The sequence below is a fragment of the Marinomonas ostreistagni genome, from assembly GCF_016888445.1.
In the GTDB taxonomy this organism is placed as follows: Bacteria; Pseudomonadota; Gammaproteobacteria; order Pseudomonadales; family Marinomonadaceae; genus Marinomonas; species Marinomonas ostreistagni.
In genome coordinates, this window is record NZ_JAFEKF010000005.1 from 78,964 (window position 1) to 101,919 (window position 22,956).

At 50.1% G+C, this 22,956-nt stretch carries 21 protein-coding genes; 11 read left to right on the forward strand and 10 right to left on the reverse strand.

Going from position 1 to position 22,956, the window contains the following annotated elements:
• Positions 1–109 precede the first annotated feature (109 nt).
• The 3 genes from JQX58_RS13290 to rpmE form a co-directional block, all read right to left on the reverse strand.
• A complete protein-coding gene (locus JQX58_RS13290) occupies positions 110–1,378 on the reverse strand; it encodes a malic enzyme-like NAD(P)-binding protein (protein ID WP_204147355.1) in 1,269 nt (422 codons plus the stop codon).
• Between the two features lie 134 nt (positions 1,379–1,512).
• Positions 1,513–2,286 carry a thermonuclease family protein gene (locus JQX58_RS13295; RefSeq protein WP_204147356.1) on the reverse strand — a complete coding sequence of 258 codons (774 nt, stop codon included), beginning with the start codon at positions 2,284–2,286 and terminating at the stop codon, positions 1,513–1,515.
• A 16-nt stretch (positions 2,287–2,302) separates the two neighbouring features.
• Positions 2,303–2,518, reverse strand: coding sequence for a 50S ribosomal protein L31 (gene rpmE, locus JQX58_RS13300; RefSeq protein ID WP_204147357.1), 216 nt, complete (start codon positions 2,516–2,518; stop codon positions 2,303–2,305).
• A gap of 264 nt (positions 2,519–2,782) precedes the next feature.
• On the opposite strand from rpmE, the gene JQX58_RS13305 reads away from it, so the two are divergent.
• The 6 genes from JQX58_RS13305 (at position 2,783) to JQX58_RS13330 (ending at position 8,722) form a co-directional block, all read left to right on the forward strand.
• A complete protein-coding gene (locus JQX58_RS13305) occupies positions 2,783–5,023 on the forward strand; it encodes a primosomal protein N' (protein WP_204147358.1) in 2,241 nt (746 codons plus the stop codon).
• Between the two features lie 45 nt (positions 5,024–5,068).
• Positions 5,069–5,680 carry an SPOR domain-containing protein gene (locus JQX58_RS13310; protein WP_204147359.1) on the forward strand — a complete coding sequence of 204 codons (612 nt, stop codon included), beginning with the start codon at positions 5,069–5,071 and terminating at the stop codon, positions 5,678–5,680.
• Positions 5,681–5,784: 104 nt separating this feature from the next.
• A complete protein-coding gene (hslV, locus tag JQX58_RS13315; RefSeq protein WP_204147360.1) occupies positions 5,785–6,336 on the forward strand; it encodes an ATP-dependent protease subunit HslV in 552 nt (183 codons plus the stop codon).
• 21 nt (positions 6,337–6,357) lie between these two features.
• Positions 6,358–7,680, forward strand: a complete 1,323-nt coding sequence (gene hslU, locus JQX58_RS13320; protein ID WP_204147361.1) for an ATP-dependent protease ATPase subunit HslU — start codon at positions 6,358–6,360, stop codon at positions 7,678–7,680.
• Positions 7,681–7,700: 20 nt separating this feature from the next.
• Positions 7,701–8,087, forward strand: a complete 387-nt coding sequence (locus JQX58_RS13325) for a gamma-butyrobetaine hydroxylase family protein (protein WP_204147362.1) — start codon at positions 7,701–7,703, stop codon at positions 8,085–8,087.
• 14 nt (positions 8,088–8,101) lie between these two features.
• Positions 8,102–8,722 (forward strand): ubiquinone biosynthesis accessory factor UbiJ, encoded by a 621-nt coding sequence (locus JQX58_RS13330; protein WP_204147363.1) that lies wholly within the window; start codon positions 8,102–8,104, stop codon positions 8,720–8,722.
• A gap of 10 nt (positions 8,723–8,732) precedes the next feature.
• Here the strand turns inward: JQX58_RS13330 and JQX58_RS13335 are convergent, their stop codons facing one another.
• From JQX58_RS13335 to ilvA, 3 genes are all read right to left on the reverse strand, one after another.
• The gene (locus JQX58_RS13335) at positions 8,733–11,291 is read right to left on the reverse strand and encodes a putative bifunctional diguanylate cyclase/phosphodiesterase (protein WP_204147364.1); all 2,559 of its coding nucleotides are present in this window, start codon (positions 11,289–11,291) and stop codon (positions 8,733–8,735) included.
• A gap of 273 nt (positions 11,292–11,564) precedes the next feature.
• Entirely contained in the window at positions 11,565–13,298 is a 1,734-nt protein-coding gene (gene argS, locus JQX58_RS13340; protein ID WP_204147365.1) for an arginine--tRNA ligase, read from the reverse strand.
• A 260-nt stretch (positions 13,299–13,558) separates the two neighbouring features.
• Positions 13,559–15,064 (reverse strand): threonine ammonia-lyase, biosynthetic, encoded by a 1,506-nt coding sequence (ilvA, locus tag JQX58_RS13345; RefSeq protein WP_204147366.1) that lies wholly within the window; start codon positions 15,062–15,064, stop codon positions 13,559–13,561.
• A gap of 254 nt (positions 15,065–15,318) precedes the next feature.
• Between ilvA and rpiA the strand changes: the two genes are divergently transcribed.
• Positions 15,319–15,990, forward strand: a complete 672-nt coding sequence (gene rpiA, locus JQX58_RS13350) for a ribose-5-phosphate isomerase RpiA (protein ID WP_204147367.1) — start codon at positions 15,319–15,321, stop codon at positions 15,988–15,990.
• Positions 15,991–16,102: 112 nt separating this feature from the next.
• Here rpiA and JQX58_RS13355 read toward each other — a convergent pair whose 3' ends face one another.
• Positions 16,103–17,062, reverse strand: a complete 960-nt coding sequence (locus JQX58_RS13355) for a zinc transporter ZntB (protein WP_204147368.1) — start codon at positions 17,060–17,062, stop codon at positions 16,103–16,105.
• Positions 17,063–17,189: 127 nt separating this feature from the next.
• Here JQX58_RS13355 and JQX58_RS13360 point away from each other — a divergent pair, with 127 nt between their 5' ends.
• Positions 17,190–18,149, forward strand: a complete 960-nt coding sequence (locus JQX58_RS13360; RefSeq protein WP_204147369.1) for a class 1 fructose-bisphosphatase — start codon at positions 17,190–17,192, stop codon at positions 18,147–18,149.
• A 211-nt stretch (positions 18,150–18,360) separates the two neighbouring features.
• Here the strand turns inward: JQX58_RS13360 and JQX58_RS13365 are convergent, their stop codons facing one another.
• Positions 18,361–18,678, reverse strand: a complete 318-nt coding sequence (locus JQX58_RS13365) for a hypothetical protein (protein ID WP_204147370.1) — start codon at positions 18,676–18,678, stop codon at positions 18,361–18,363.
• 266 nt (positions 18,679–18,944) lie between these two features.
• On the opposite strand from JQX58_RS13365, the gene fucP reads away from it, so the two are divergent.
• The 3 genes from fucP (at position 18,945) to JQX58_RS13380 (ending at position 21,356) form a co-directional block, all read left to right on the forward strand.
• Positions 18,945–20,231, forward strand: a complete 1,287-nt coding sequence (gene fucP, locus JQX58_RS13370) for an L-fucose:H+ symporter permease (protein ID WP_204147371.1) — start codon at positions 18,945–18,947, stop codon at positions 20,229–20,231.
• A 240-nt stretch (positions 20,232–20,471) separates the two neighbouring features.
• Entirely contained in the window at positions 20,472–20,858 is a 387-nt protein-coding gene (locus JQX58_RS13375; RefSeq protein ID WP_204147372.1) for a SpoIIAA family protein, read from the forward strand.
• Positions 20,859–20,936: 78 nt separating this feature from the next.
• On the forward strand, positions 20,937–21,356 hold the full coding sequence (locus JQX58_RS13380; RefSeq protein ID WP_204147373.1) for a hypothetical protein: 420 nt from the start codon (positions 20,937–20,939) through the stop codon (positions 21,354–21,356).
• A gap of 6 nt (positions 21,357–21,362) precedes the next feature.
• Here the strand turns inward: JQX58_RS13380 and JQX58_RS13385 are convergent, their stop codons facing one another.
• On the reverse strand, positions 21,363–21,614 hold the full coding sequence (locus JQX58_RS13385) for a hypothetical protein (RefSeq protein WP_204147374.1): 252 nt from the start codon (positions 21,612–21,614) through the stop codon (positions 21,363–21,365).
• Positions 21,615–21,701: 87 nt separating this feature from the next.
• The gene (locus tag JQX58_RS13390) at positions 21,702–22,952 is read right to left on the reverse strand and encodes a DEAD/DEAH box helicase (RefSeq protein WP_204147375.1); all 1,251 of its coding nucleotides are present in this window, start codon (positions 22,950–22,952) and stop codon (positions 21,702–21,704) included.
• Positions 22,953–22,956: the final 4 nt, after the last annotated feature.

Sequence of the window (22,956 nt, forward strand, 5' to 3'; positions counted from 1 at the left end):
ACTGAAAAAGCTTTGCATTTCCACAACAACCAAGAATCTTTGTCAGCAATTCGCATAAAAAAAGGCGATGCTTAATTAAGCATCGCCTTTTAATTAGCCTATTGGCTGATTACGCTTCGAAGCGGTTTAGATTCGCAAGCGGGTAGAAGTCAGGGTAAGGCAGTGAAGCCACACCCGAATCTACAGCAGCTTGTGCCACAGCAGACGATACATTGGTTAGCAGGCGAGCGTCCATTGGTTTAGGTAAGATGTACTCTTTGCCAAATTCGAACTCTACATTGCCATACGCTGCCACGACATCAGATGGTACAGGCTCTTTCGCAAGATCTTTCAGGGCGTGTACCGCTGCTACCTTCATTTCTTCGTTAATCGCTGTCGCACGCACGTCTAGCGCACCACGGAAGATGAAAGGGAAACCTAGTACGTTGTTCACTTGGTTCGGGTAATCCGAACGACCTGTTGCCATGATCAAGTCATCTCGAGCCGCCAAAGCGACTTCTGGATTGATTTCTGGATCAGGGTTTGAACACGCAAACACCACCGGGTTAGCAGCCATTTTCTTCAACTGTTCAACCGATAGTAGGTCTGGACCAGACACACCGATGAACACATCAGCACCATCAATTGCGTCATCTAACGTGCGCGCAGAGGTTTCGGTAGCAAATGTCGCTTTAAACTCGTTCAGGTCATCACGGCCTGAATGAATCACACCTTTACGGTCTAGTACGTAAATATTTTCACGTTTAGCGCCACAAGCGATGATTAGGTTCATACAAGCGGTTGCGGCTGCACCCGCACCTAGACATACGATTTTCGCGTCTTCGATGGCTTTACCTTGAAGCTCTAGCGCATTCAAAAGACCTGCAGCTGTTACGATTGCCGTACCGTGCTGGTCATCGTGGAATACAGGAATAGAGCAACGCTCGATCAGCTGACGTTCGATTTCGAAACATTCAGGCGCTTTGATATCTTCAAGGTTGATGCCGCCGTAAGTGTTAGCGATACGAGCGACTGTGTCGATAAAGGCTTGTGGGTTTTCTGATTCCACTTCAACATCTACCGAGTTAATTCCCGCAAAACGCTTGAATAGGACACCTTTACCTTCCATAACTGGCTTAGACGCCAATGGACCAATGTTACCAAGACCCAATACCGCAGAGCCGTCTGAAATAACTGCCACCAAGTTACCTTTACCAGTGTAGCGGTAAACGTTTTCAGGGTCTTTGGCGATCTCACGGCACGGCTCTGCCACACCTGGGCTGTACGCCATAGAAAGGTCACGTGAAGTCGCAGTAGGTTTACTGATGGTGACGTTTAATTTGCCTGGTACTGGTTTCTCATGGTACTCAAGCGCAGCTTGCATTAAATCTTCTGCCATTTTCTTATTCCGTCTATTAGTAAGTGTTGTTCGTTAGCTTATGCAGCAATTGGCCCTTATTGTTGAGGTGCGTCATCACGATTACCGCGTGCGCCCTTCTTTTGGTGCCTTATATAGTTATAAATGTGTCGTTTTTACGACGACTTAATTCTACGTAAGTCTTGCGGATGTTTCACTGTTAATACGAAAGTTTTATAGCGATCGTCTGCAGAGCGCTTACGCTGGTACTGCCAGCCGCGCGCCTCGATGACTTTGCCCTGTAGATAAAAGAGCTCTTTTTCAGTCCAATAGAAGGCTGCGTAGGTGGGAATTCTAAGTACCAAATCTTGATCGGTTTCCAACCACCAGCCACCGCGGTTATGGGTGACGGACGTAATTTTGGATTGCACGATTGCGAAACCAGCTTGTGGCTGCCACGCGATCGGCTGTTGCCATATGCCTAACTGAGCTTGGCGGGCCTTTTGCTCTGACTCTGCTAGACAGTCCTGATACTTAACATTGGGCGGCACAGCAATACGATATCCCAAGCCATCCGATAGTAACTGACTTGATATCGAGGCTCGATCTTTCGTAAATAAATAATACAGTTTGCGACCATAGTGGTCTTCTGTTTCTTGGGCGGGTTGCCAGTAAAGCTGATTTCCATCAGGCTTTAGCATCTGCACTAGGCGCTCTCTGGCGGCCACGGCGAAGGCTTCATGCTGACCATGTTGATGATCTAACTCTGGCGTATTGATACCGACGAGACGCACTTTGCGGCCATCAGTGAGATGTACCGTATCGCCATCAACAACCCGTTTAACCTTAGCAAGCTTGAGCTCACCTTCAGCCAAGCATTGTGCTTGTGAGGCAAACGATAGGCATAAAAAAAGCGCCAAGAGAGCTTGGCGCTTTTTCAGAATAAGCATACGTGCCATCCACCAATTACTTAGTAGAACGACGAGCTCCGAAACGCTTGTTGAAGCGATCAACACGACCACCTGTATCAACCATTTTCTGTTGACCAGTGTAGAAAGGGTGGCAGTTGCTGCATACGTCGATGTGCAGGTCGTTGCCTAGTGTTGAGTTTAGAGAAATTGTGTTACCACAAGTACAAGTTGCAGTCACAGCAGTGTAATTTGGGTGGATATCTTTTTGCATCGTTATTTACCTTAAGGTTGGTGTGCCGCCACTTAGTCGGAATTTGTGCTAAGCACCGCACGATTCGTTGTACATCTAGTGTACAGTGGTACCAAGAGTCGCGTATTTTAGGGCCCATAGCGCCGTTCGGCAAGCCTTTTTGCGATATTTTCCGCACCTCAATCGCAGTGAAAAACTCAGCATTTCCTGTCAGACTCACGTACACTTAAGCTAATCACAGTTAGCAAAATGTTTTTTATCGGTAAATCAAGGTATTAGTCAGATATGGACGAAACACTCCTGACCCAAGACGCGTTTGTTAAAGTGGCCCTTAATGTGCCGCTGCGTAGCACGTTTGACTATAAAATCCCCAAAGCCTTGGCTTATCGACATGCTATTCGTCCTGGTATGCGCGTTAAAGTGCCGTTTGGCAAAGGCGATCGTCATGCTATCGGCTTAGTCATCGCCACCAGTGCCAGCAGCGATTATCCTGAAGCACAAGTGAAACCGATCACCGCGTTGCTAGATGACAGCCCGATTATCAGCCAAGAGCTGTTTGACCTATGCCATTGGGCCGCGCGCTATTACCATCACCCGATCGGCGAAGTATTTTTCCACGCGCTCCCCGTCAGTTTGCGCAAAGGCGAACGCCCAGAATTTCGTACCGAAACCTGGTGGTTTGTCACCGAGCAAGGCCTGCACACAGAGCTTGAAAGCCTTAATCGCGCTAAGCTGCAAAAAGCCTTTTTAGAAGCGGCCCAGCAACACGCCGATCACGGCTTAAGCCCACATCTTATGAGCGTGCTGGAGCTTAATAACAACACCGCCAAAAGCTTAGAAAAAAAAGGCTTACTGCGCAGCGAACAGCGCAGTTTCAAACACGCACCAGAAACACACGCACACCAGCGCCAAGTACCACCGACGCTCAACGAAGAGCAAACCGTTGCCACCAAAACCTTGCTTGCTCACAGCGACGAATTTCATGTGGCATTGTTAGACGGTATTACGGGCAGTGGCAAAACCGAAGTGTTTTTGCGCGTCATCGATGCGCTACTGAAAGCGGATAAACAAATATTAGTGATGGTGCCAGAGATCGGCCTCACACCGCAGACCTTGCGTCGTTTTGAAAGCCGTTTTAATACCGATATCGTCTTGATGCACTCCAATATGACGGACCGCGAACGCCTCGACGCTTGGCTGATGGTCGAGCAAGGCGATGCCAAAATCATCATCGGCACGCGCTCGTCGGTATTTATCCCTACGGCTAAGCTGGGCTTGATCATTATTGATGAAGAGCACGACGCCTCCTACAAACAACATGAAGGCTTTCGCTATCATGCCCGCGACTTGGCGATCAAACGCGCCCAAGGGCTTAATATTCCGGTGCTGTTAGCCTCAGCGACGCCGTCTTATGAAAGCTTGGCTAACGCCCTGCAAAAACGCTATCACTGGCTTAAGCTGCGCCAGCGCGCTGGCGACGCCCAAGTGCCAGAGATGGAACGCGTCGACTTGCGCGGCCAAGTTCTTAAACAAGGCTTTAGCGAATACACCTTAGAGCGCATGCGCCAGACGCTTGAGCGCAAAGAACAAGTATTGGTGTTTTTAAATCGCCGTGGCTATGCGCCGACCTTGATGTGCCATCAATGTGGCTGGATCGCTGACTGTGACCATTGTGACGCCAATCTCACGGTACACAAGCGCGCCAACAAACTGCATTGCCATCACTGTGATAGCCACAAAGCGCTGTTACATCAATGCCCAGAATGCGGTAGTGACGAACTGTTTACCGTCGGCGAAGGCACCGAGCAGATTGAAGGCGTGCTCAATCAGTACTTTAAGCAAACACCTATTTTGCGCATCGACCGTGACAGCACCCAGCGTAAATCAGCACTGACGCAAATCACTCAGAAGATCCACGAGCACGATCAAGCCATCTTAGTGGGCACGCAAATGCTCGCCAAAGGTCATCACTTCCCCAATGTTACCTTGGTGGTCATTATGGATGCAGACGTTGGTTTGTTCTCATCAGATTTTCGCGGCATGGAACGCACCGCACAGCTGATCACTCAAGTCGCAGGTCGTGCTGGTCGTGCATCCAAACGTGGTCATGTGCTACTGCAAACTTATCATCCAGAGCACAACGCCATCGAATGTCTGTGCAGCCAAGGCTACGAAGCGTTTGCCATGGATGGGTTAAGAGAGCGCCAACAACTCGCGCTCCCGCCGTTTCAGCATCAAGCCGTCATACGTGCCGAATCCCAGCACGAACAACAAGCCATGGGGTTATTAATGCAACTGCGCAACGACCTCAGCGTGCACCTGTCTGATGATCTGCAAATGGTCGGCCCTTACGCTGCCATCATCGTGCGCAAAGCCGGCCAACATCGCGCTTTGTTGAGTCTTAAAAGCCCACAGCGAGGCAATTTGCACGCTAGTATTGCGCTGGCGGCCCAATGGCTCGAACAAAACACCAAAAATCAACGAATTCGCTTCGCGATCGACGTCGATCCGCTGGAAACTTTTTAACTCTCTGCGCATAATGTGCGCACCGATACTATAGCGATACGTGACATGTTAAATTTAATGCTGTTAGCCGCCAAAAATACCCGCCCTAGAAAAGGCGCCACCCGTAAAGCACCACCGCCACCGCCAAAGCGCTCGGTACCCTGGTGGATGTGGCTTGCCGTCCCGGTATTAGTCATCGGCTTCATCTTTATCCTCATCCAGTTATCTGATATCGACTCGAAGCAGCCGACCAAAGTCGTCGCGCCCAAGCCTGCACCTGTGGTACCGGCTGAGCCCAAAGCCGCCGCTAAACCAGCGCCGAAAGCCCCAGAAAAGCAAGGCGATAAGTTCGAGTTCTACCAACTGCTGCAAGACAGCGAAGTTGATACCAGTCATGTGGACGCGTACGAGTACCAACCACGGGAAGAAGAAGACTTTAACTACATGATCCAAGCGGCGTCCTTCCGCTCCAGTAGCGATGCTGACCGTCTGCGCGCTAAGCTGATCTTGTCAGGTCTAGATGCGTCGATTAAAGCCAGCAGCAGCGAAGATCGTGGCACTTGGTACCGCGTCATTGTTGGTCCGTTTGAAACTCGCTCAGCAGAAAGCCGCGCGCAAGACAAACTGGCCGAAATGGGCATGAACTCTTACACCTACAAAGTCAAAAAAGCCGAATAACAAGAAAACGTCAGAAAATGCAAAGCGCCTAATGATTCGGCTTAGGCGCTTGAAATCCCCGCCCTTACCCCCATTTTGATAAGTAATCGAATGTGGAGTAAATCATGACTACGATTCTAACCGTACGCAAAGACAATCAAGTCGTCGTTGGTGGCGATGGACAAGTATCCCTTGGCAACACTGTAATGAAGGGCAATGCCCGCAAAGTACGCCGCCTCTATCACGGCGAAGTCATCGCAGGGTTTGCTGGCGGTACGGCAGATGCCTTCACCCTATTCGAACGCTTTGAAGGTCAGCTTGAAAAGCACCAAGGTCATCTGGTGCGCGCGGCCGTCGACTTAGCCAAAGACTGGCGTTCTGATAAAGCCCTACGCAAACTAGAAGCCATGCTGATCGTGGCCAATAAAGACAGCACCCTAATCATCACGGGTAACGGTGATGTGGTTGAACCACAACACGGCGCCCTTGCTATCGGCTCTGGCGGTAACTACGCCGAAGCTTCTGCGCGCGCCTTGATCGACAACACCGATCTCACCGCCCAAGAAATTGTTGAGAAGAGCCTAAACATCGCGGCCGACATCTGTGTCTTCACCAACCATAATCTGACCATCGAAACCATTAACATCGATGCTAAGCTTGAAGACAATTCTCAGTAACTTATTTAAGAGACCCTATTTATGAGCAACATGACCCCAAGAGAAACGGTCAATGCCCTAGACCAACATATTATCGGGCAACAAAGTGCTAAACGTGCGGTCGCGATCGCCTTGCGTAACCGCTGGCGCCGTATGCAACTGGACGAAACCATGCGTCCAGAAGTTACGCCCAAGAACATCCTTATGATCGGTCCTACCGGTGTCGGTAAAACTGAGATTGCTCGTCGTCTAGCCAAGCTTGCGAACGCACCTTTCATCAAAATCGAAGCAACTAAATTTACTGAAGTAGGTTATGTTGGCCGTGATGTTGACTCGATCATTCGTGATCTAGTGGAATCCGCGATTGCCATGCTGCGCCAGCAAGAAACAGAGCGCATGAAAGATAAAGCCGAAGACGCGGCCGAAGACCGTATCTTGGATGCGCTATTACCACCAGCGCGTGGTTTTGAAGAAGACTCAGCGTCCAACTCGACGCGCCAAGCATTTCGTAAGAAGCTACGCGAAGGCCAACTCGACGACAAAGAAATCGACATCGAAGTGTCTGACGCGCCATCCGGCGTCGAGATCATGACACCGCCTGGCATGGAAGAAATGACCAGCCAGCTGCAGAGTCTATTCTCTAATATGGGCGGTGAGCGCAAGAAAAAGCGCAAACTAAAAGTGAAAGACGCCCTACGCCAGATCCGCGAAGAAGAAGCGGCTAAACTGGTCAACGAAGAAGAGCTGAAAGCCCGTGCAGTAGAAGCTGTGGAACAACACGGTATCGTTTTCCTTGATGAGATCGATAAAGTGGCGAAAAGCTCTGATCGCTCAAGCGGCGAAGTCTCACGCGAAGGTGTTCAGCGTGACCTACTGCCTTTGATCGAAGGCAACACTGTCAGCACTAAATACGGCATGGTCAAAACCGACCACATCCTATTTATCGCATCGGGTGCGTTCCACTTGTCTAAACCATCGGATTTGATCCCTGAGTTGCAAGGTCGTTTGCCGATTCGCGTTGAGCTAGATGCGCTGACGGTTGAAGACTTCAAGCGCATTTTGACCGAGCCAAGTGCTTCACTGACGAAGCAATACGTTGCGCTCGCCAAAACCGAGAACATTCACCTAAACTTTACCGAAGAAGGCATTACTCGTATCGCCGAAATCGCTTGCCAAGTGAATGAGCGTACGGAAAATATCGGCGCACGTCGTCTGCACACTGTGCTGGAGCGTCTGCTCGAAGAAGTGTCTTACTCTGCGAGCGACATGCCAGATGGACAGCAAGTGGATATCACGGCAGGCTACGTCGACCAACAACTAGGTGAAGTCGCTGAAAACGAAGACTTAAGCCAGTACATCCTATAATTAAGAGAAGAGAACGAGCCATGGCGACGCCAGTACCAACAAAAATTCACTACCATAAGCAATCCCGTGAACTGGAGCTGGTGTTTGACGATGGCTCGAACTTCCGCCTCAGCGCGGAATATCTACGTGTCCATTCGCCGTCGGCAGAAGTGCGTGGTCACGGCGCGCAGATTCCGATCTTGCAACACGGTAAGCGTGACGTGATGATTTTAAACATCGAGCCTGCTGGCAACTATGCGTTAAAAATCACCTTCGACGACGGCCATGACTCAGGCATCTACTCATGGGAGTATTTGTACAACCTTGGCAAGAACCAAGGTGAGCTGTGGCAGATGTACCTTGACCGCCTTAAATCTGAAGGTCGTACGCGCGATGCGTCAGCGATTCAGATTCACCAAGTTCACTAAATTGGATTGCTACTATGTCATTTAGCTTGGCCGCCATCGGCTCGATCGAACACGCTGTAAACTATGCACTGAAGCAAGACCCGCCTTCGCAACGCCACTTGGCTAAGCTTGCGGGCCAGCAAATCTTCCTCGAAGTCGAAGACTTTAACCTGATTCTACAGATTCATATTTTAGAAGAAGGCGTCATGCTCGACCGTCCTGAGAGCATGGACGAGGTAGAACTGGATGCCAAGCTAGATACCCATGTTAAAGGCCCTTCCAGCGCTTATCGCAAGTTACTCGAAGGCGATGGTTTCTTTGATGGCGACCTGCGCATTCGCGGTAATGCTCAAGCCCTGATGACACTGCACAAAGTCATGCAGCAGTTTGAGTTTGATTGGGAAGGTATTTTAGCGGATAAAATCGGCGATCTACCGGCTGCCACATTTGCCCGCTTAGTGCGTACCCAATGGTCGCTAAGCAAAGAAGTCGCGACCAACGCCCGCGTGCACTTGATCAACTACTTACAGTCCAATAGCGAACTACTGCCAAGCAAAATCGAATTCGACCACTTCGTGGACGAAACCGAACGCCTCGGCATGCAGCTAGAGCGCTTTGACGCCAAGCTAAAACAAGCCGAACGCAAGCGCGGCTAAAACAACACGCTTAATGTACGGCGACAGCCAAGCGCACACTGTGCTCCTTTGACCACGCTTTAAATTCATTGTTAGGCATTGGGCGAGCATAGTAGTAGCCTTGAATCGCATCACAACCATGCTGCGCTAAGTATTGTGCTTGCGCAGCGGTTTCTACGCCCTCAGCAATCACTTTCATATTCAAGCCCTTGGCCATTGCGATGGTCGCATCGACGATGCATTCATCCGATTCATTGTTGCCAATACCATCGGTAAACGAGCGATCGATTTTTAAGAACTGCGCGTCAAGTTCCTTTAAGTAACTTAATGAGCAATAGCCCGTACCAAAGTCATCAATCGAAATGGCTATCTGGAACTGCTTCAGCAGTGCCAAGTTGCGTAGCAACTGCGTCGAGCGCACCATCAGGGTGGTTTCGGTAAACTCTACCGCAATCATATGATTGGGCACGTCATGATGTTTGAGAAGTTCAATCAGATCTCGCGCCACATCAGTATTAGACAGCTGAGCTGCCGAGAGATTAATGGACAACTTACCCACATCAATCCCTTGATCCATCCATTCACGTAACTGCCCCACTGCTTCGCGAATAATCCACTGCCCAAGTGCAACGATCTGGCCGCTGTCTTCGGCGATCGGGATAAAGGTGGCTGGCGAAATCCACTCGCCTTGGCGCTGCCAACGTAACAAGGCTTCGACGCCAACGATGGCCTGTGTCGTGGCGTCTATCTGCGGCTGATAATACAAACTTAACTGCTCGGTTTGCTCTAAGGCCTGGCTCAGATAACGCTGCAGACGCACGCGGTGCTGCATGGTTTCGTCCATCGATTCATCAAAGAAACGATAGGTGTTTTTACCCGACTGCTTGGCACGATACATGGCCAAATCCGCTTGGCGCAGTAATGACGAAGCATCGCTTTGGGCAATATCGGCCAAGGTCACACCGATACTACAACTGACCGAAAACGTGGTGTCCAAATAATGAAACGGCTTCACCAATGCATTGACGATGCTTTGCGCGATCATGTGAATTTGTGCCTCTTCCATGGCAGGATAAATATACAACGCAAACTCATCGCCCCCCAAACGAGACAGCAAGGCATTGTCTGGCAATGTTTGCTGTAAGGTTTTTGCGGTGCGCTTCAGCAATACATCACCCGCATCATGGCCTAAGGTATCGTTGATTTCCTTGAAGCGGTCCAAATCAATAAACATCAGCGCAATCTTGCCGACTTCAAACGTGCTGGCGCACTGCTCTAGACTGGTTTCAAAGAAGCGGCGATTTTTCAGCTGAGTCAGCTCATCATGCTGCGCCAAATACAGCGCTTGCTCTTGCGCCGCCTTGCGCGCGGTGATGTCTTCATGAACGGCGATGTAATATTCCACATTGCCACGCTTATCCAGCAACGGTGTGATGGTTTGATCCACCGAGATTAAATGGCCATCGCGGTGACGATTGATCAACTCATCGCGCCAGCTGTTGCCTTGCGCAATCGTACGCCACAGGTGCATATAAAACGATTTACTGTGAGTGCCAGAATTTAAAATACTGGGGGTTTTGCCACGCACTTGTTTTAGCGTATAGCCTGTCAGCCGCGTAAAGGCTTCGTTGACCCATTCAATGCGCCCTTTCGGGTCGGTGATAAAAATAGCATTGGCGGTACTACGCACCGCCATACTTAATAAATGATTACTACCTAAGACTTGTTCGCGCTTGTATTTATGTACCGAGTACATAATCAGCATGATCAAGATCAGCACCCCAAGTGCAGCGAAGACCGCCTCCATAATATTGGCATCTTGACGCCAATCCGCCAGGGCATGCTCATTGTACGAGCGCAAAGTGATGGCCAATGGAAAAAAAGAAGTCGCGCGGTAGCTGTCTACGTAAGCACGCCCGGTCTCGTCCTCGGCGCGTATCTCACCCCACGCGCGCTGCTGCACACGCGCCTGTATCTTGTTGGATAACTGTGGCGCACCTTCCCCAAGGATTTTCTCACCCGAATACAAATACAAAGACACTTGGCGCTGACCTGACGCCACCGATTGAAACAAACTTTGATAGTAATTCAGATTGATGGAGCCGATCACGTAACCCGCGACTTCGTCGCCCAGATAATAAGGCGTACATAACGGCCAGTAGTGCAACCCATCAAGCTGCACATCGTCGCCCCAAAAGCGCCCTTGCTGCACCGGCAGAAATACCATATCGCCCAAGTTATCACGCTGGCACTCGGACACCGCAGCAGCTGGCACTATGTGGATGTTGCGCAGCTGCGGTAATCCGCGCAGCAAACGTTGGCGCAAAGTCTCGGTCGACTGTGGAGAGCGTTGCATTAGATTCATCGCCAAGCTTTGCATGGCGCCAGAGACCGCCTGCAGTGAGCGCACCACCGAATCTTCTAGCACGTAAGTTAAGGCTGAGTTGGTCGATGCTTGCTCTTGCATGGCGCGTGCCTGTCCGCGCTGCAAAATTTGCTGCAAACTGAACGCCATCACAAACAGCAACGCCAGCACACAGGCCAATACCACAGGCTGCTGCTTGATGAATTTTTGAAGCACTTTAAGCATTTTTGTTAACACAGATCAGTTCACGCTCGGCCGAAGTTTGCATAATAAGCGTAGCTTATCGTTTATAACCGTCTGAGGTTTTGATTTATGTCGTCAATCTGCCGTTTGTTTAAGTAATTGTGACCCGCAAAGATCATCAGCGAGGCGGCGACGCACAATGGCTTCGGAGCCATTATGATCAGCGACTGACTTAACCATCCCTCCCAAGAGACATAAAAAAAGCCCGAGCATGCGTCCATGCTCGGGCTTTAAAGCATCTAATGCTTGGCGCTATTACATGCGCTCTAGGGTTTCGATACCCAATAGCTCCAAGCCTTGTTTCAGCGTAGACGCTGTATTCAAGGCCAATTGTAGACGGCTGAATTTCACTTCGTCTTCGGCATTCAAGATTGGACACGCTTCGTAGAAGCTCATGAAGATACCAGCTAATTCATACAAGTAAGCACACAAGAAGTGCGGCATACCATCATGAATTACCTGCTGGATCGCTTCTTCAAACTGGCACAGTTTCACGGCCAACGCGCGCTCTTGATCTTCGACCACATGGATCGGCGCTTGGAAGTTCGCCACGTCCATTTCTGAGCGACGTACAATGCTGGCCACACGCGAGTAGGCATACAACAAGTAAGGTGCAGTATTGCCTTCAAAGCTCAGCATGTTATCCCAGTTGAACACGTAATCAGAAGTACGGTTCTTAGACAAATCCGCGTACTTAACCGACGCCACACCCACCACACGGCCGATGTTGCGCTGCTCTTCTTCTGGCATATCAGGGTTCTTTGACGCCACCAATTGGAAGGCACGCTCTTGCGCTTCTTCCAATAGTGCCGACAGCTTCGCCACACCACCTGAACGTGTCTTAAATGGCTTACCATCACTGCCCATCACGGTGCCAAATGGCATGTGCTCAAGGCTCGTCTCTGGTTTTACAAAGCCTGCTTTGCGCGACAAGGTAAAGATCTGCTGGAAGTGCAACGATTGGCGGGCATCGACAAAGTACAACACACGATCAGCATTTAACTGGCTTTGACGGTAACGCAGCGCCGCTAAGTCTGTGGTCGCATACAAGAAACCACCACCGGTTTTTTGTACGATGATCGGCGTGATGTCACCGTCTTTGTTGGCAAACTCTTCTAAGAAGACACACTTCGCGCCTTGGTCATCTTTGATCAAGCCTTGTGCGTCTAGATCTGCGATCACTTTTGGTAGGTCTTCGTTGTAAGCACTCTCTGGTTTCACGTCTTTACGTGCCAGTGATACGCCTAACATATGGTAGGTTTCTTCACAGTGCTGCAACGAGACTTCGATGAACTCGTTCCAAAGCTTCAAGCATTCTTCATCGCCCGACTGCAACGACACCACAAGCTCACGTGCACGCACTGAAAACGCTTCGTCTTCGTCGAAGCAGATTTTCGCTTCACGATAAAACGTCTCAAGGTCCGACAACGCCATGCTGACTTGCGCATCTTGAGCACGCAAACGCTCCATATACGCTAGCAACATGCCAAACTGCGTGCCCCAGTCACCCACGTGGTTTTGACGCACGACATTGTGCCCCAAGAACTCCATGGTACGCACCACAGCATCACCGATCACGGTTGAACGTAAGTGACCGACGTGCATTTCTTTGGCAAGGTTTGGCCCTGAGTAATCCACGACTACGGTTTGTGGCTCAGCGACAACTGTCACATCCAAACGATCGCTATCACGCAGATCCGCTAGCGTCGCGCCCAACCAGTCATTTTTCAAAAAGATGTTGATAAAACCTGGGCCTGCGATTTCGACTTTATCGGCCACATCAGACAGATCCAATTGCTCTAGCACTTTGGCAGCAAATTCACGCGGATTAGTACCGATCTTTTTCGCCGCGCCCATGATGCCATTGGCTTGGTAATCACCAAATTGAACTTTAGCCGACTGACGTACCAGCGCTGGCGCGTCTTGTGCTGCACCCGCAGCGACCATAGCAGAATGAATACGTTGATTTAAAAGCGTTTGAATATTCACAAAAAACCCATTTTAAAATACAGAACCCTCTGGTGAAGCAGTCGTTGACCCACGATTTTAAGGAGGAAAGCAGACTACCGATCACAGCACCGCCCGGGCGGGCATCCATGCCCGCGACGGGCGTATCGCCCATCCATGGGCTTAATGCTTGTGATCAGTAGTTGCTTTCTAAATACCCTAACTTAAGCGACTGACATGTCTTCACCAGAGGGTTGAAGTGTCATTAGAAGTTGGCGCTATGATAACCGATTTTCGTGCAATTAGCGAAAGAACAGCTTGCATGCAGGGTTATCGTTTTCGTCTTGGTACGGGTAGTCTAGCTCGTCTAAATAACGGGTCACATCGGTCTCTTCGCCGACCGCTTGTAAGCCCACCAAAACTCGACCGTAAGCATCGCCATGATTACGGTAATGGAACATGGAAATGTTCCAGTGTCCGCCCAAGGTGTTTAAGAATTTCAACAACGCGCCTGGGCGCTCAGGGAATTCAAAGCTGTATAACAGCTCGCCTTTATCACTGCGCAAGTGACCGCCAATCATATGACGCACATGCACCTTGGCGGTTTCGTCGTCGGTTAAATCGACGATCTCGTAATCACGCAAGTCATGCAGTAGCTCTTCACGGCTATGCGGACTACCACCGAGCGCCACACCGACAAAGATCACCGCTTCTTGGTCATCGCCATAGCGGTAGTTAAATTCAGTAATTGAGCGGCCCACCAACGCTTGGCAGAAGCTCTTAAAGCTACCTGGCGCCTCTGGGATTTTCACCGCTAAGATAGCTTCACGTTTTTCACCCAACTCAGCACGTTCAGAGACGTGACGTAGACGGTCGAAGTTAACGTTGGCACCGGAGTTAATCGCAACCAGACGCTGGCCTTTCGCGCCTTCGCGTTCGATGTATTTCTTAAGGCCCGCTAAGGCACAAGCGCCCGCAGGTTCGGTGATCGAGCGAGTATCGTCATAGATGTCTTTGATCGCCGCACACATCTCATCGGTGCTGACGGTAATCACTTCATCGACGTTGTCTTTAGCGATCGCAAAAGTATTTTGGCCGATTTCTGCCACTGCGACGCCTTCAGCAAAAATCCCCACTTGCGCTAGGCGCGTCGGTTTGCCGGTATCCAATGCTACTTTAAGGCAAGCCGCATCCGTTGGCTCCACACCAATCACCTTGATGTCTGGACGCAGGTATTTGATGTAGGCCGATACGCCAGCGATCAAGCCGCCGCCACCAACCGGAATAAACACCGCATCGATGTCGCCTTCGATCTGACGCATGATTTCCATACCAATCGTGCCTTGTCCGGCGATGGTATCAATGTCATCAAACGGGTGAATGTACACTTGACCCGTTTGCGCCATGATTTCTTGGGATTTGGCAAACGCGGCATCAAACGCATCCCCCGCCAACACCACTTCTGCGCCACGGGCACGCACAGCATTCACCTTCACATCAGGCGTGGTTTCTGGCATCACAATCGTCGCCTTGATGCCGAGTTTCTTCGCTGCCAGCGCCACACCTTGAGCATGGTTACCTGCAGACGCGGCAATCACACCTCTAGCGCGCTCTTCTTGTGAAAGCTGAATAATCTTGTTATATGCGCCACGAATCTTAAACGAGAACACTGGCTGTAAGTCTTCTCGCTTCAAAATAATGTCGTTGCCCGTGCGCAATGACAACTGCGTAGCACGAGAAACGGGCGTTTCTACTGCGACATCGTAAACCGGTGCCTGTAGAATTTTTTTGATGATCGTGTGAGGCATATACTTTCCTGCTTTTTTCTATGCAAAGAAACACCAAGCTGTGGTGTGTTGAGATAGGATACTGCTTAAAAACGAACTCGAAATATACTCTTTCCAGCCCTTATGAGCAAAGCCCTAGGCGTGATTTGACGGCTTTTTGCGTGAACACGGCAACTTCGTCCTAGAGGGGTAACAATGGCCAAATTTACTGTCTATAATGAAGCCACCCACACGGGTCACCATTACTCATAACTACAGTCATAGGTTTGCTCAGCATGACGCAAGATGAATTAAAACAAGCAGTGGCGATTGCCGCCGTCAAATACATTCTGCCCCTTCTTGAAGAAACGACCATTGTCGGTGTCGGTACCGGCTCTACCGCCAATATGTTTATTGATGAATTGGCCAAGCAACAACATCTTTTTGACGGCACGGTCGCCAGCTCAGAAGCGTCTGCCGAGCGTCTTAAAGGCCATGGCATTCCGGTCTATGACTTAAACTCTGTTGCCTCAATTCGTGTCTATGTCGACGGCGCCGATGAGTCCAATGACAATCTACACCTAATCAAAGGCGGCGGTGCGGCGTTAACACGTGAGAAGATCGTTGCAGCGGTAGCAGAAGAATTCGTTTGTATTGCCGATGAGTCTAAGCTGGTAAAAGTACTGGGCGATTTCCCACTACCAGTAGAAGTCATCCCAATGGCGCGCAGCTACGTGGCACGTGAGTTGGTAAAACTTGGCGGTGATCCAGTTTACCGTGAAGGCGTGGTCACGGATAACGGCAACCACATCCTAGATGTGTACAACATGCAGATCGTTGATCCAGTGAAACTGGAAACGCAGATCAACGCAATCGTTGGTGTGGTCACAAACGGCTTGTTCGCCTCGCGCCCAGCCAACGTTTTATTGCTTGGTACTCAGTCTGGTGTAACCACGCTGAAGCCTTAAGCAATCAGCCTGACTCAACGAGTCACCCATCATTATTTTTCGCTCCACGAGCAAGCTCTGGAGATCGCTACAAATAAGACGGGTGACTCGTTAGTCAACTACGGCTAAATCTTTAAAACCAGCGACTCTTGCGCATAACCACGTATTGGCCAATACCCATCAGTACTAATACGCCGACGAAGATCCAAAACGCACTACCGTTCTCGACTCCTGGCAAACCACCCACGTTGATCCCAAACAAGCCTGTTAAAAAGCCCAATGGCATAAAGATACCGGACAAGATCGATAGCACGTACATGCGCGCGTTCATTTTCTCTGCTTGGTGGTTAGCAAACTCTTCTTGCATCAACAAGCAACGCTCACGCAGTGATTCCAGCGCTTCCACATAACGGGTGATATCGTTGGCGGCTTCTTGAATTTGCGCCAGCTGATCTTTGGTCGCCCACGCTTGCACTTCACTCGGCAGGCGCGAAATGGCTTCTTTTTGCGGCACCAAGAAACGTCGCAGACGCACGGTCTGCAAACGACGCTCAACCAAAATGGCACGCTGCTCTGGCTGGACTTGCTCGCTCATTTCTTCTTCCAGCTCGCCCAATGTATCTTCTAAGCTGTCGATCACGCCTGCCATACGTGCGGTCAGTGTTTGCGTAAGCGTCGCGACCAGATCGGCGATATTTTCAGCCCCTTCGCCTTCTTCGAGCTGGCGCACTTGATCGACCACCGATAACAGGCGGCGACGGCGACAAGATACAATAAAGTGAGGGGTGATCCATAAGCGTAATGCCACCATGTCAGAAGGGTCTGAGTCAGGGTTTAGATTCACGCCACGCAACGTGACCAACACCCCTTGCCCCATTTTGACGGTACGCGGGCGCGTTTCATCAGCAAACAGCGCATCGACCACCGCTTCCGGCACACTGTCGATTGCGTCTAACCAGTCACGACCGTCTTCATGGGAGCAATCTAAATGCACCCAGTGAGCGCCCTCATTAGGGACTTCTGTCGGCAACGTGGTAAGACGTTCTGCGCCACCATTTCCATCTAATTTCAGATAATGCAGTAAGTAATCCATCAAGGTTTCCTTATGGCCACGTCAAGGGCTCAAAATATATTCGCTTTTTCATCGCTGTTGGCTGACGCGACAGGCGCGGGGTGGCATAATTTCGCCCATACGAATAATTAGTAAAGGACCTTATGCTATGCAAAGCCTGTCTCAGTTTTTAGCGTCTGATTCTTCTTCCGCATCATTGCAGGAAGTTTTGTTAGTCACAACACAAACTTGCATTGAAATTTCCAGCGCGCTGAAGAAAGGCTCACTGGCCGGCATTCTAGGAATGGCTGGCAACGAAAACGTTCAAGGAGAAGAGCAGAAAAAGCTCGATGTGATCTCCAACAACATGCTTAAGAGTTCATTATTGGCCTCGCCAGCGGTACGCGCCATCGCCTCGGAAGAAGAAGACGATATCGTGCCAGCCAATACCGACGGCGAATACTTGATTGCCTTTGACCCGCTAGATGGTTCCTCTAACATCGACATCAACTCCATGGTCGGCACGATCTTTTCGATCTACCGCCAAACCGGTGATGAGCCAGCCACTGAGCAAGACTTCCTAAAGCCTGGTAAAGAGCAAGTGGCGGCAGGCTATGTCCTTTACGGCCCATCGACTATGTTGGTATTTACGACAGGCAATGGCGTAGCCATGTTTACCTTAGATGTGGATCAAGGTGAGTTCATCCTAACCCGTGATAATGTGCGCGTTGCTGAAGAAACCCAAGAGTTCGCCATCAACATGTCGAATCAGCGTTTCTGGGCTGAGCCAATGCAAAGCTACGTGACTGACCTCGTTGCGGGTAAAGACGGCCCACGTGGTAAAAACTTCAACATGCGCTGGGTTGCGGCAATGGTCGGTGATGTACACCGTATCTTGTGTCGCGGTGGCATCTTCATCTACCCATGGGACAGCAAAGACCCGGCTAAAGCCGGTAAGCTGCGCCTGATGTACGAAGCCAACCCAATGGGTATGCTACTCGAACAAGCGGGCGGTAAAGCCTTTACCCATACTCAACGCATCCTAGACATTGAGCCAGAAGGCATCCACCAACGTGTGGCCGTGGTGTTAGGTGCGGCAAATGAAGTGGATAAGTGCTTAAGTTATTAACACTCCCCTCTGTGTATTTGCCTATTAAGCAAAATAATGGATTTCAAAGCCTTTAGAGGCATGGATGCCGATACAGAGCTTACATGGATGTACTAGTAGCGTGCTTTGAACACCATTTTTGCTGAATACTTTACCGCAGAAATTTTGCTATAAAAAAACCAACCTAAACGGTTGGTTTTTTTATGTGTATAAATTAAGCGCTTATCAACAATTAATCAGGCGTCATCCCCGAGATAAACACCTGCACTTCTTGATGCTTATGGCCCCAAATATGTTCTTTGACGTTATTTAAGAAGGTTTGCGCTTCTTGTAGTTTCACGATGCCTTCGACCAACTCGACCCCGATGCCTTCGTGGGTAAAGAAGAAGCGCCAGATATGGCCATCTATTTTGACCGCCCCTTCACCATTATTATATTCCACTTGCTCAAAGTCATAGTCCGACGGTACAAAGCAAGCCAACTCGCGGCCGCTGCTACCGTAATTCATATCCGGAACATACCCTTGGCGATCGACTAATCCGAATTTCATACTGCACTCCTATGGTTGTTTCTTACAGCATAGACGGCACCTGATCACTTTGCTCTGATTTTAGTCAGTCAAGCTCCCGCTAGCTTGAGACAGCATGAGGTTAAGCCTAGACAAAACACCTTATATTGCACATTTATTGCAAGTTAATCGCGCCTTGTTAATCATTCATCATCAATCGCCGCCTAAGGTTCTGCCCTGATGCGTTAAAACGGCTTAATAAGAGCCCATTACAATCCGTAATAAAAACAATACACAGGCAGAATCTTATGCAATCCAACGAACGACAGCCTTTCGTTTATGCCAACATGCGTTTGGCATTTATCCTCTTGATCACATGTTTCGCTGCATGGGGTGTGGCGGCCAATATGACCGATCCTTTGGTAAAAGTCTTCAGTAAGATTTTTACCATGAGCAATTTCCAATCCGCACTGGTGCAATTTGCCTACTACGGCGCTTATTTCTGCTTGGCGCTGCCAGCTGCCTTTATTAACGTCCGTTACTCATACAAAACCGGTGTTTTGACAGGTCTAGGCCTGGCCTTCTTAGGCGCACTGGCGTTTTACCCAGCCAGCATCTCGATGACCTACGGCTTCTTCTTAGCGGCGCTATTCATTATGGCAGCGGGTATGTCGATCTTGGAAACCTCGGCCAACCCCTTTGTGATGGCTATGGGGCCACGCGAGAACGCCACTCGCCGTTTAAACCTAGCGCAAGCGTTTAACCCAGTGGGCACTAATATCGGTGTTTTCTTGGCCGGTGCCTTGATTCTGCCAAACCTCAACACAGCGAGCGCTGAAGAGCGTGCCGCGATGACACAGGACGCACTCAACGCCGTACGCGCTGCAGAGCTGCAAGCAGTGATGACACCCTATGTCGGCATGGCTTTGGTATTGCTGGTGATCTGGCTGCTGATTGCCTTCATTAAAGTGCCACGCACCGAAAACGCGGGCACCAGTGCCGAACAAGAAACCCACGATGGCTTCACGCATACGCTGAAACGTCTTATGAAGCTGCCACAGTACCGCTGGGGTGTCGTCGCACAATTCTTTAACGTTGCCGCACAAACCTGTGTTTGGACTTTTACTATTCAATACGTGCAAGAAGCAATTGGCGGTAGCGAAGCCAGTGCCGCAGACTACCTGCAATACAGCTTGATCGTATTCTTGATTTCACGCTTCGTCATGACGTGGTTGATCAGCATCTTCCGTCCGACCGTACTGCTAAGCCTATTGGGCTTTGCGGGTGTCGCACTGTCTTTATACGCAGCACAAGCGGCGGATATGAGTGGTGTGTGGGCAATTGTGGCACTGTCTGCGTGTCTATCTTTGATGTTCCCAACCATTTACGGCATCGCGCTTAATGGTTTAGGTAAGGACACTAAATTTGGCTCAGCGGGTCTAGTAATGGCCATCTTAGGTGGTGCGATTATGCCAATGGTACAAGGCGCCGCGATCGATGCTTACGGTGCGACCGTGTCGTATGTTGTGCCTGCAGCGTGTTTCCTAATCGTCGCAGCCTACGGCGTATTTGGTGTGCGTCATATTAAAGACTAAGTTGCATTCTCTCTTAGCACTGTAAAACGCCTCCTTGTGAGGCGTTTTTTGTACGCACACGTCTCACTTCTTGATCTTTCCCATACTTGAGAATCACATTTATTCTTATTTGCTGCTCGCTATGACCAAAGTCCTGCAAGCGCCAATTTTTGCTGACAATTGATACGCAGCTAATCAACTTTCCTGAAGCGGTTTTTGGGTTACATTGAACCTATCGAATCAAACAGCGCGGAGGGCCAGATGATGACACACCAAACCAGTACTATTTCACTCAATGCACAGCGTCACCAAGACACACTAATCTTAAATATGAAGCCATCTGGCCAGCCAACCGATGCCGACTTTGAAAAGTTGTCTTCTATGCTGGAAGCGGCCGTCTACTCGATCCAATCTTCACGCATTGCGCTGCTGGTCGACCTAAGCGACTTACAAAGCATGAGTGCTAAAAGCGCTTGGCACGAGCTGGTACACGGCTTAAAAATTGGCTCGGAATTTGATCGCATTGCGGTGTTCGGCAAACGCCGCTGGCAAAACTTGATGATTAGCACCATGAGCTGGCTGATCTCACCAAACCTAAAAGTCTTCAAACGCAAAGAAGAAGCGACTAATTGGGTGATGGCGTCGTAATTTGATCAAATTACCATTGGTCTAACCGCGTAAATTCGTTACTCTCTTGCTACTAAGACATTGTGTAAGGAAGAGAGTATGAATTCCCCTGTTGTGCAGCAAGAAGCCTCTGGCTGTGGTATCGCCGCAGTCGCTAATATCTTGGGCAAGACATATCCGGAAATGAAAACCATCGCCAACGATCTTGGCATCTACGCTGACGACCCAGCGCTCTACTCTGACACTCAATACGTTCGCACTCTATTACGCCAAGCAGGCGTCAGCACATCCGACAGCGAACAGCCCTTCACCCTATGGGATGACCTACCAGATACTGCCTTACTGGCGATCAAATACAACGAAGAAGGTGAGCAGCCTTGCTGGCACTGGGTAGTATTTAAACGCGTCGACGGCGACGCCGTGGTACTCGACTCCGCCGCCTATCTAGACTCCAACGTCCGCACCGACTTCTTTGAAATGGAACCCAAGTGGTTTATTGAAGTGGCCTCTGCTGCTTAATGGGGCTTAGCCCAGTTTCACCGTGGCAGCGATGCCAGGCTCTGGGCTCCACTTACGCATTTCAGCAAACACTTGTGGATGATCGTCGAGGTATTTTTGCGCTTCGGCGATGTCGACAAAGGTAATTTTGGCTTTGTCAGTCATGATGCGATCGCTGATATCCAGCAGCTCGGCTTGGTTAAAGTACCCAATGCCATCCACGACAGTGACTTGAAATTCGACGCCTGCGAAGGCTTTAGTTTGGATATCTAGGTCCATGATGCATCTCTTTATAGTAAGTGTGATCGGTTAAGCCACATAGTAGGTGGCCTTGATCGTCATAACAATCAAAACCTCACCCATGGGTTAACGACGACGCGGCTTGCCAGTTTTGGACTTGCCACTTCCGCCTTGGCCTAACGCTTTAGCACGCAGTGCTTTTTTTGAAGGTTTGCGCTTCGAGCTAGTGCTCTCTTCTTGCGCCATTAAGTTTGGCTCGAAGCCTTCCAGCCATTGCGGCACAAAGTGTTCGCCAGTGAGCTTTTCAATGTCTTCCAGTAGGTACTTCTCTTTTGGCGCGACCAGAGAAATAGCTAAGCCTGCTTTACCCGCACGGCCAGTACGACCGATACGGTGAATATAATCTTCGGCGTTGTACGGCAGCTCATAGTTGATCACGTATTGCAGCTGCTCGATGTCGAGCCCGCGAGCGGCCACATCGGTCGCGACTAAGGCGCGCACTTGGCCGGTTTTAAATTCTTCTAGGCCACGATCTCGTGCCCCTTGCGATTTGTCCCCATGCACGGCTGCGGCTTTGATGCCATCTTTGCCCAGCTCTTTAGTAAGCTCATCGACTGCTTGTTTGGTGCGCGTGAAGATCAGCACCTGTTGCCAATTTTTAGAGCCGATTAAATACGCCACTAGGCCTGCTTTGCGTTTGCTGTCGACTTCGTAGATACGTTGCTCTACCTGCGCGGCCGCCGCGTTACGCTCGGCGACTTCGATCAGCTTTGGCTGGTTTAACAGAGTTTTGCTTAAGGCAAACACGTCATCATTAAAGGTCGCTGAGAAGAACAAGGTTTGGCGCGTGTCAGGCAGGCGTTTAAGGATGCGCTCGATATCGATGATAAAGCCCATATCAAGCATGCGATCGGCTTCGTCTAATACCAATGTCTCGACACTACTCAGATCAATCAGCTGCTTTATCGCCAACTCCAGCAAGCGCCCGGGCGTTGCCACCAAGACATCGCAGCCAGCATTCAGGGCCTCGATCTGCGGATTAATGCTGGCGCCACCGTACGCCACCACAGCATTAAGACCTAAGCCTTGGCTGTATTTCACAAAGCTTTGGTGCACTTGCTGCGCAAGCTCTCGCGTCGGAGTCAGTACTAACACACGAATACTTTTTGGCGCTGGCCCACGCTCTAGATGACGTTGAATCAACGGCAGTGCAAACGCCGCGGTTTTACCGGTCCCCGTCTGCGCGCCCGCCATCACATCATGACCCGCGAGTACGTCAGGAATCGCCGCTTGCTGAATCGGCGTTGGCGTTTCATAGGCAAGCGTATCAAGAATAGACAGCACATCCGCGTGCAAACCTAGGGTGGAAAAACTCATACAA

What these genes read in the sequence shown, in the direction of transcription:
- JQX58_RS13335 (WP_204147364.1), bottom strand. Translation starts at nt 11,291, where the DNA reads ATGCTTAAAGTGCTTCAAAAATTCATCAAGCAGCAGCCTGTGGTATTG.
- JQX58_RS13385 (WP_204147374.1), bottom strand. Translation starts at nt 21,614, where the DNA reads ATGGACCTAGATATCCAAACTAAAGCCTTCGCAGGCGTCGAATTTCAA.
- JQX58_RS13325 (WP_204147362.1), top strand. Translation starts at nt 7,701, where the DNA reads ATGGCGACGCCAGTACCAACAAAAATTCACTACCATAAGCAATCCCGT.
- JQX58_RS13295 (WP_204147356.1), bottom strand. Translation starts at nt 2,286, where the DNA reads ATGCTTATTCTGAAAAAGCGCCAAGCTCTCTTGGCGCTTTTTTTATGC.
- JQX58_RS13360 (WP_204147369.1), top strand. Translation starts at nt 17,190, where the DNA reads ATGCAAAGCCTGTCTCAGTTTTTAGCGTCTGATTCTTCTTCCGCATCA.
- JQX58_RS13310 (WP_204147359.1), top strand. Translation starts at nt 5,069, where the DNA reads ATGTTAAATTTAATGCTGTTAGCCGCCAAAAATACCCGCCCTAGAAAA.
- JQX58_RS13365 (WP_204147370.1), bottom strand. Translation starts at nt 18,678, where the DNA reads ATGAAATTCGGATTAGTCGATCGCCAAGGGTATGTTCCGGATATGAAT.
- hslV (WP_204147360.1), top strand. Translation starts at nt 5,785, where the DNA reads ATGACTACGATTCTAACCGTACGCAAAGACAATCAAGTCGTCGTTGGT.
- JQX58_RS13390 (WP_204147375.1), bottom strand. Translation starts at nt 22,952, where the DNA reads ATGAGTTTTTCCACCCTAGGTTTGCACGCGGATGTGCTGTCTATTCTT.
- JQX58_RS13375 (WP_204147372.1), top strand. Translation starts at nt 20,472, where the DNA reads ATGATGACACACCAAACCAGTACTATTTCACTCAATGCACAGCGTCAC.
- JQX58_RS13355 (WP_204147368.1), bottom strand. Translation starts at nt 17,062, where the DNA reads ATGGATTACTTACTGCATTATCTGAAATTAGATGGAAATGGTGGCGCA.
- rpmE (WP_204147357.1), bottom strand. Translation starts at nt 2,518, where the DNA reads ATGCAAAAAGATATCCACCCAAATTACACTGCTGTGACTGCAACTTGT.
- JQX58_RS13380 (WP_204147373.1), top strand. Translation starts at nt 20,937, where the DNA reads ATGAATTCCCCTGTTGTGCAGCAAGAAGCCTCTGGCTGTGGTATCGCC.
- hslU (WP_204147361.1), top strand. Translation starts at nt 6,358, where the DNA reads ATGAGCAACATGACCCCAAGAGAAACGGTCAATGCCCTAGACCAACAT.
- JQX58_RS13290 (WP_204147355.1), bottom strand. Translation starts at nt 1,378, where the DNA reads ATGGCAGAAGATTTAATGCAAGCTGCGCTTGAGTACCATGAGAAACCA.
- JQX58_RS13330 (WP_204147363.1), top strand. Translation starts at nt 8,102, where the DNA reads ATGTCATTTAGCTTGGCCGCCATCGGCTCGATCGAACACGCTGTAAAC.
- ilvA (WP_204147366.1), bottom strand. Translation starts at nt 15,064, where the DNA reads ATGCCTCACACGATCATCAAAAAAATTCTACAGGCACCGGTTTACGAT.
- fucP (WP_204147371.1), top strand. Translation starts at nt 18,945, where the DNA reads ATGCAATCCAACGAACGACAGCCTTTCGTTTATGCCAACATGCGTTTG.
- JQX58_RS13305 (WP_204147358.1), top strand. Translation starts at nt 2,783, where the DNA reads ATGGACGAAACACTCCTGACCCAAGACGCGTTTGTTAAAGTGGCCCTT.
- rpiA (WP_204147367.1), top strand. Translation starts at nt 15,319, where the DNA reads ATGACGCAAGATGAATTAAAACAAGCAGTGGCGATTGCCGCCGTCAAA.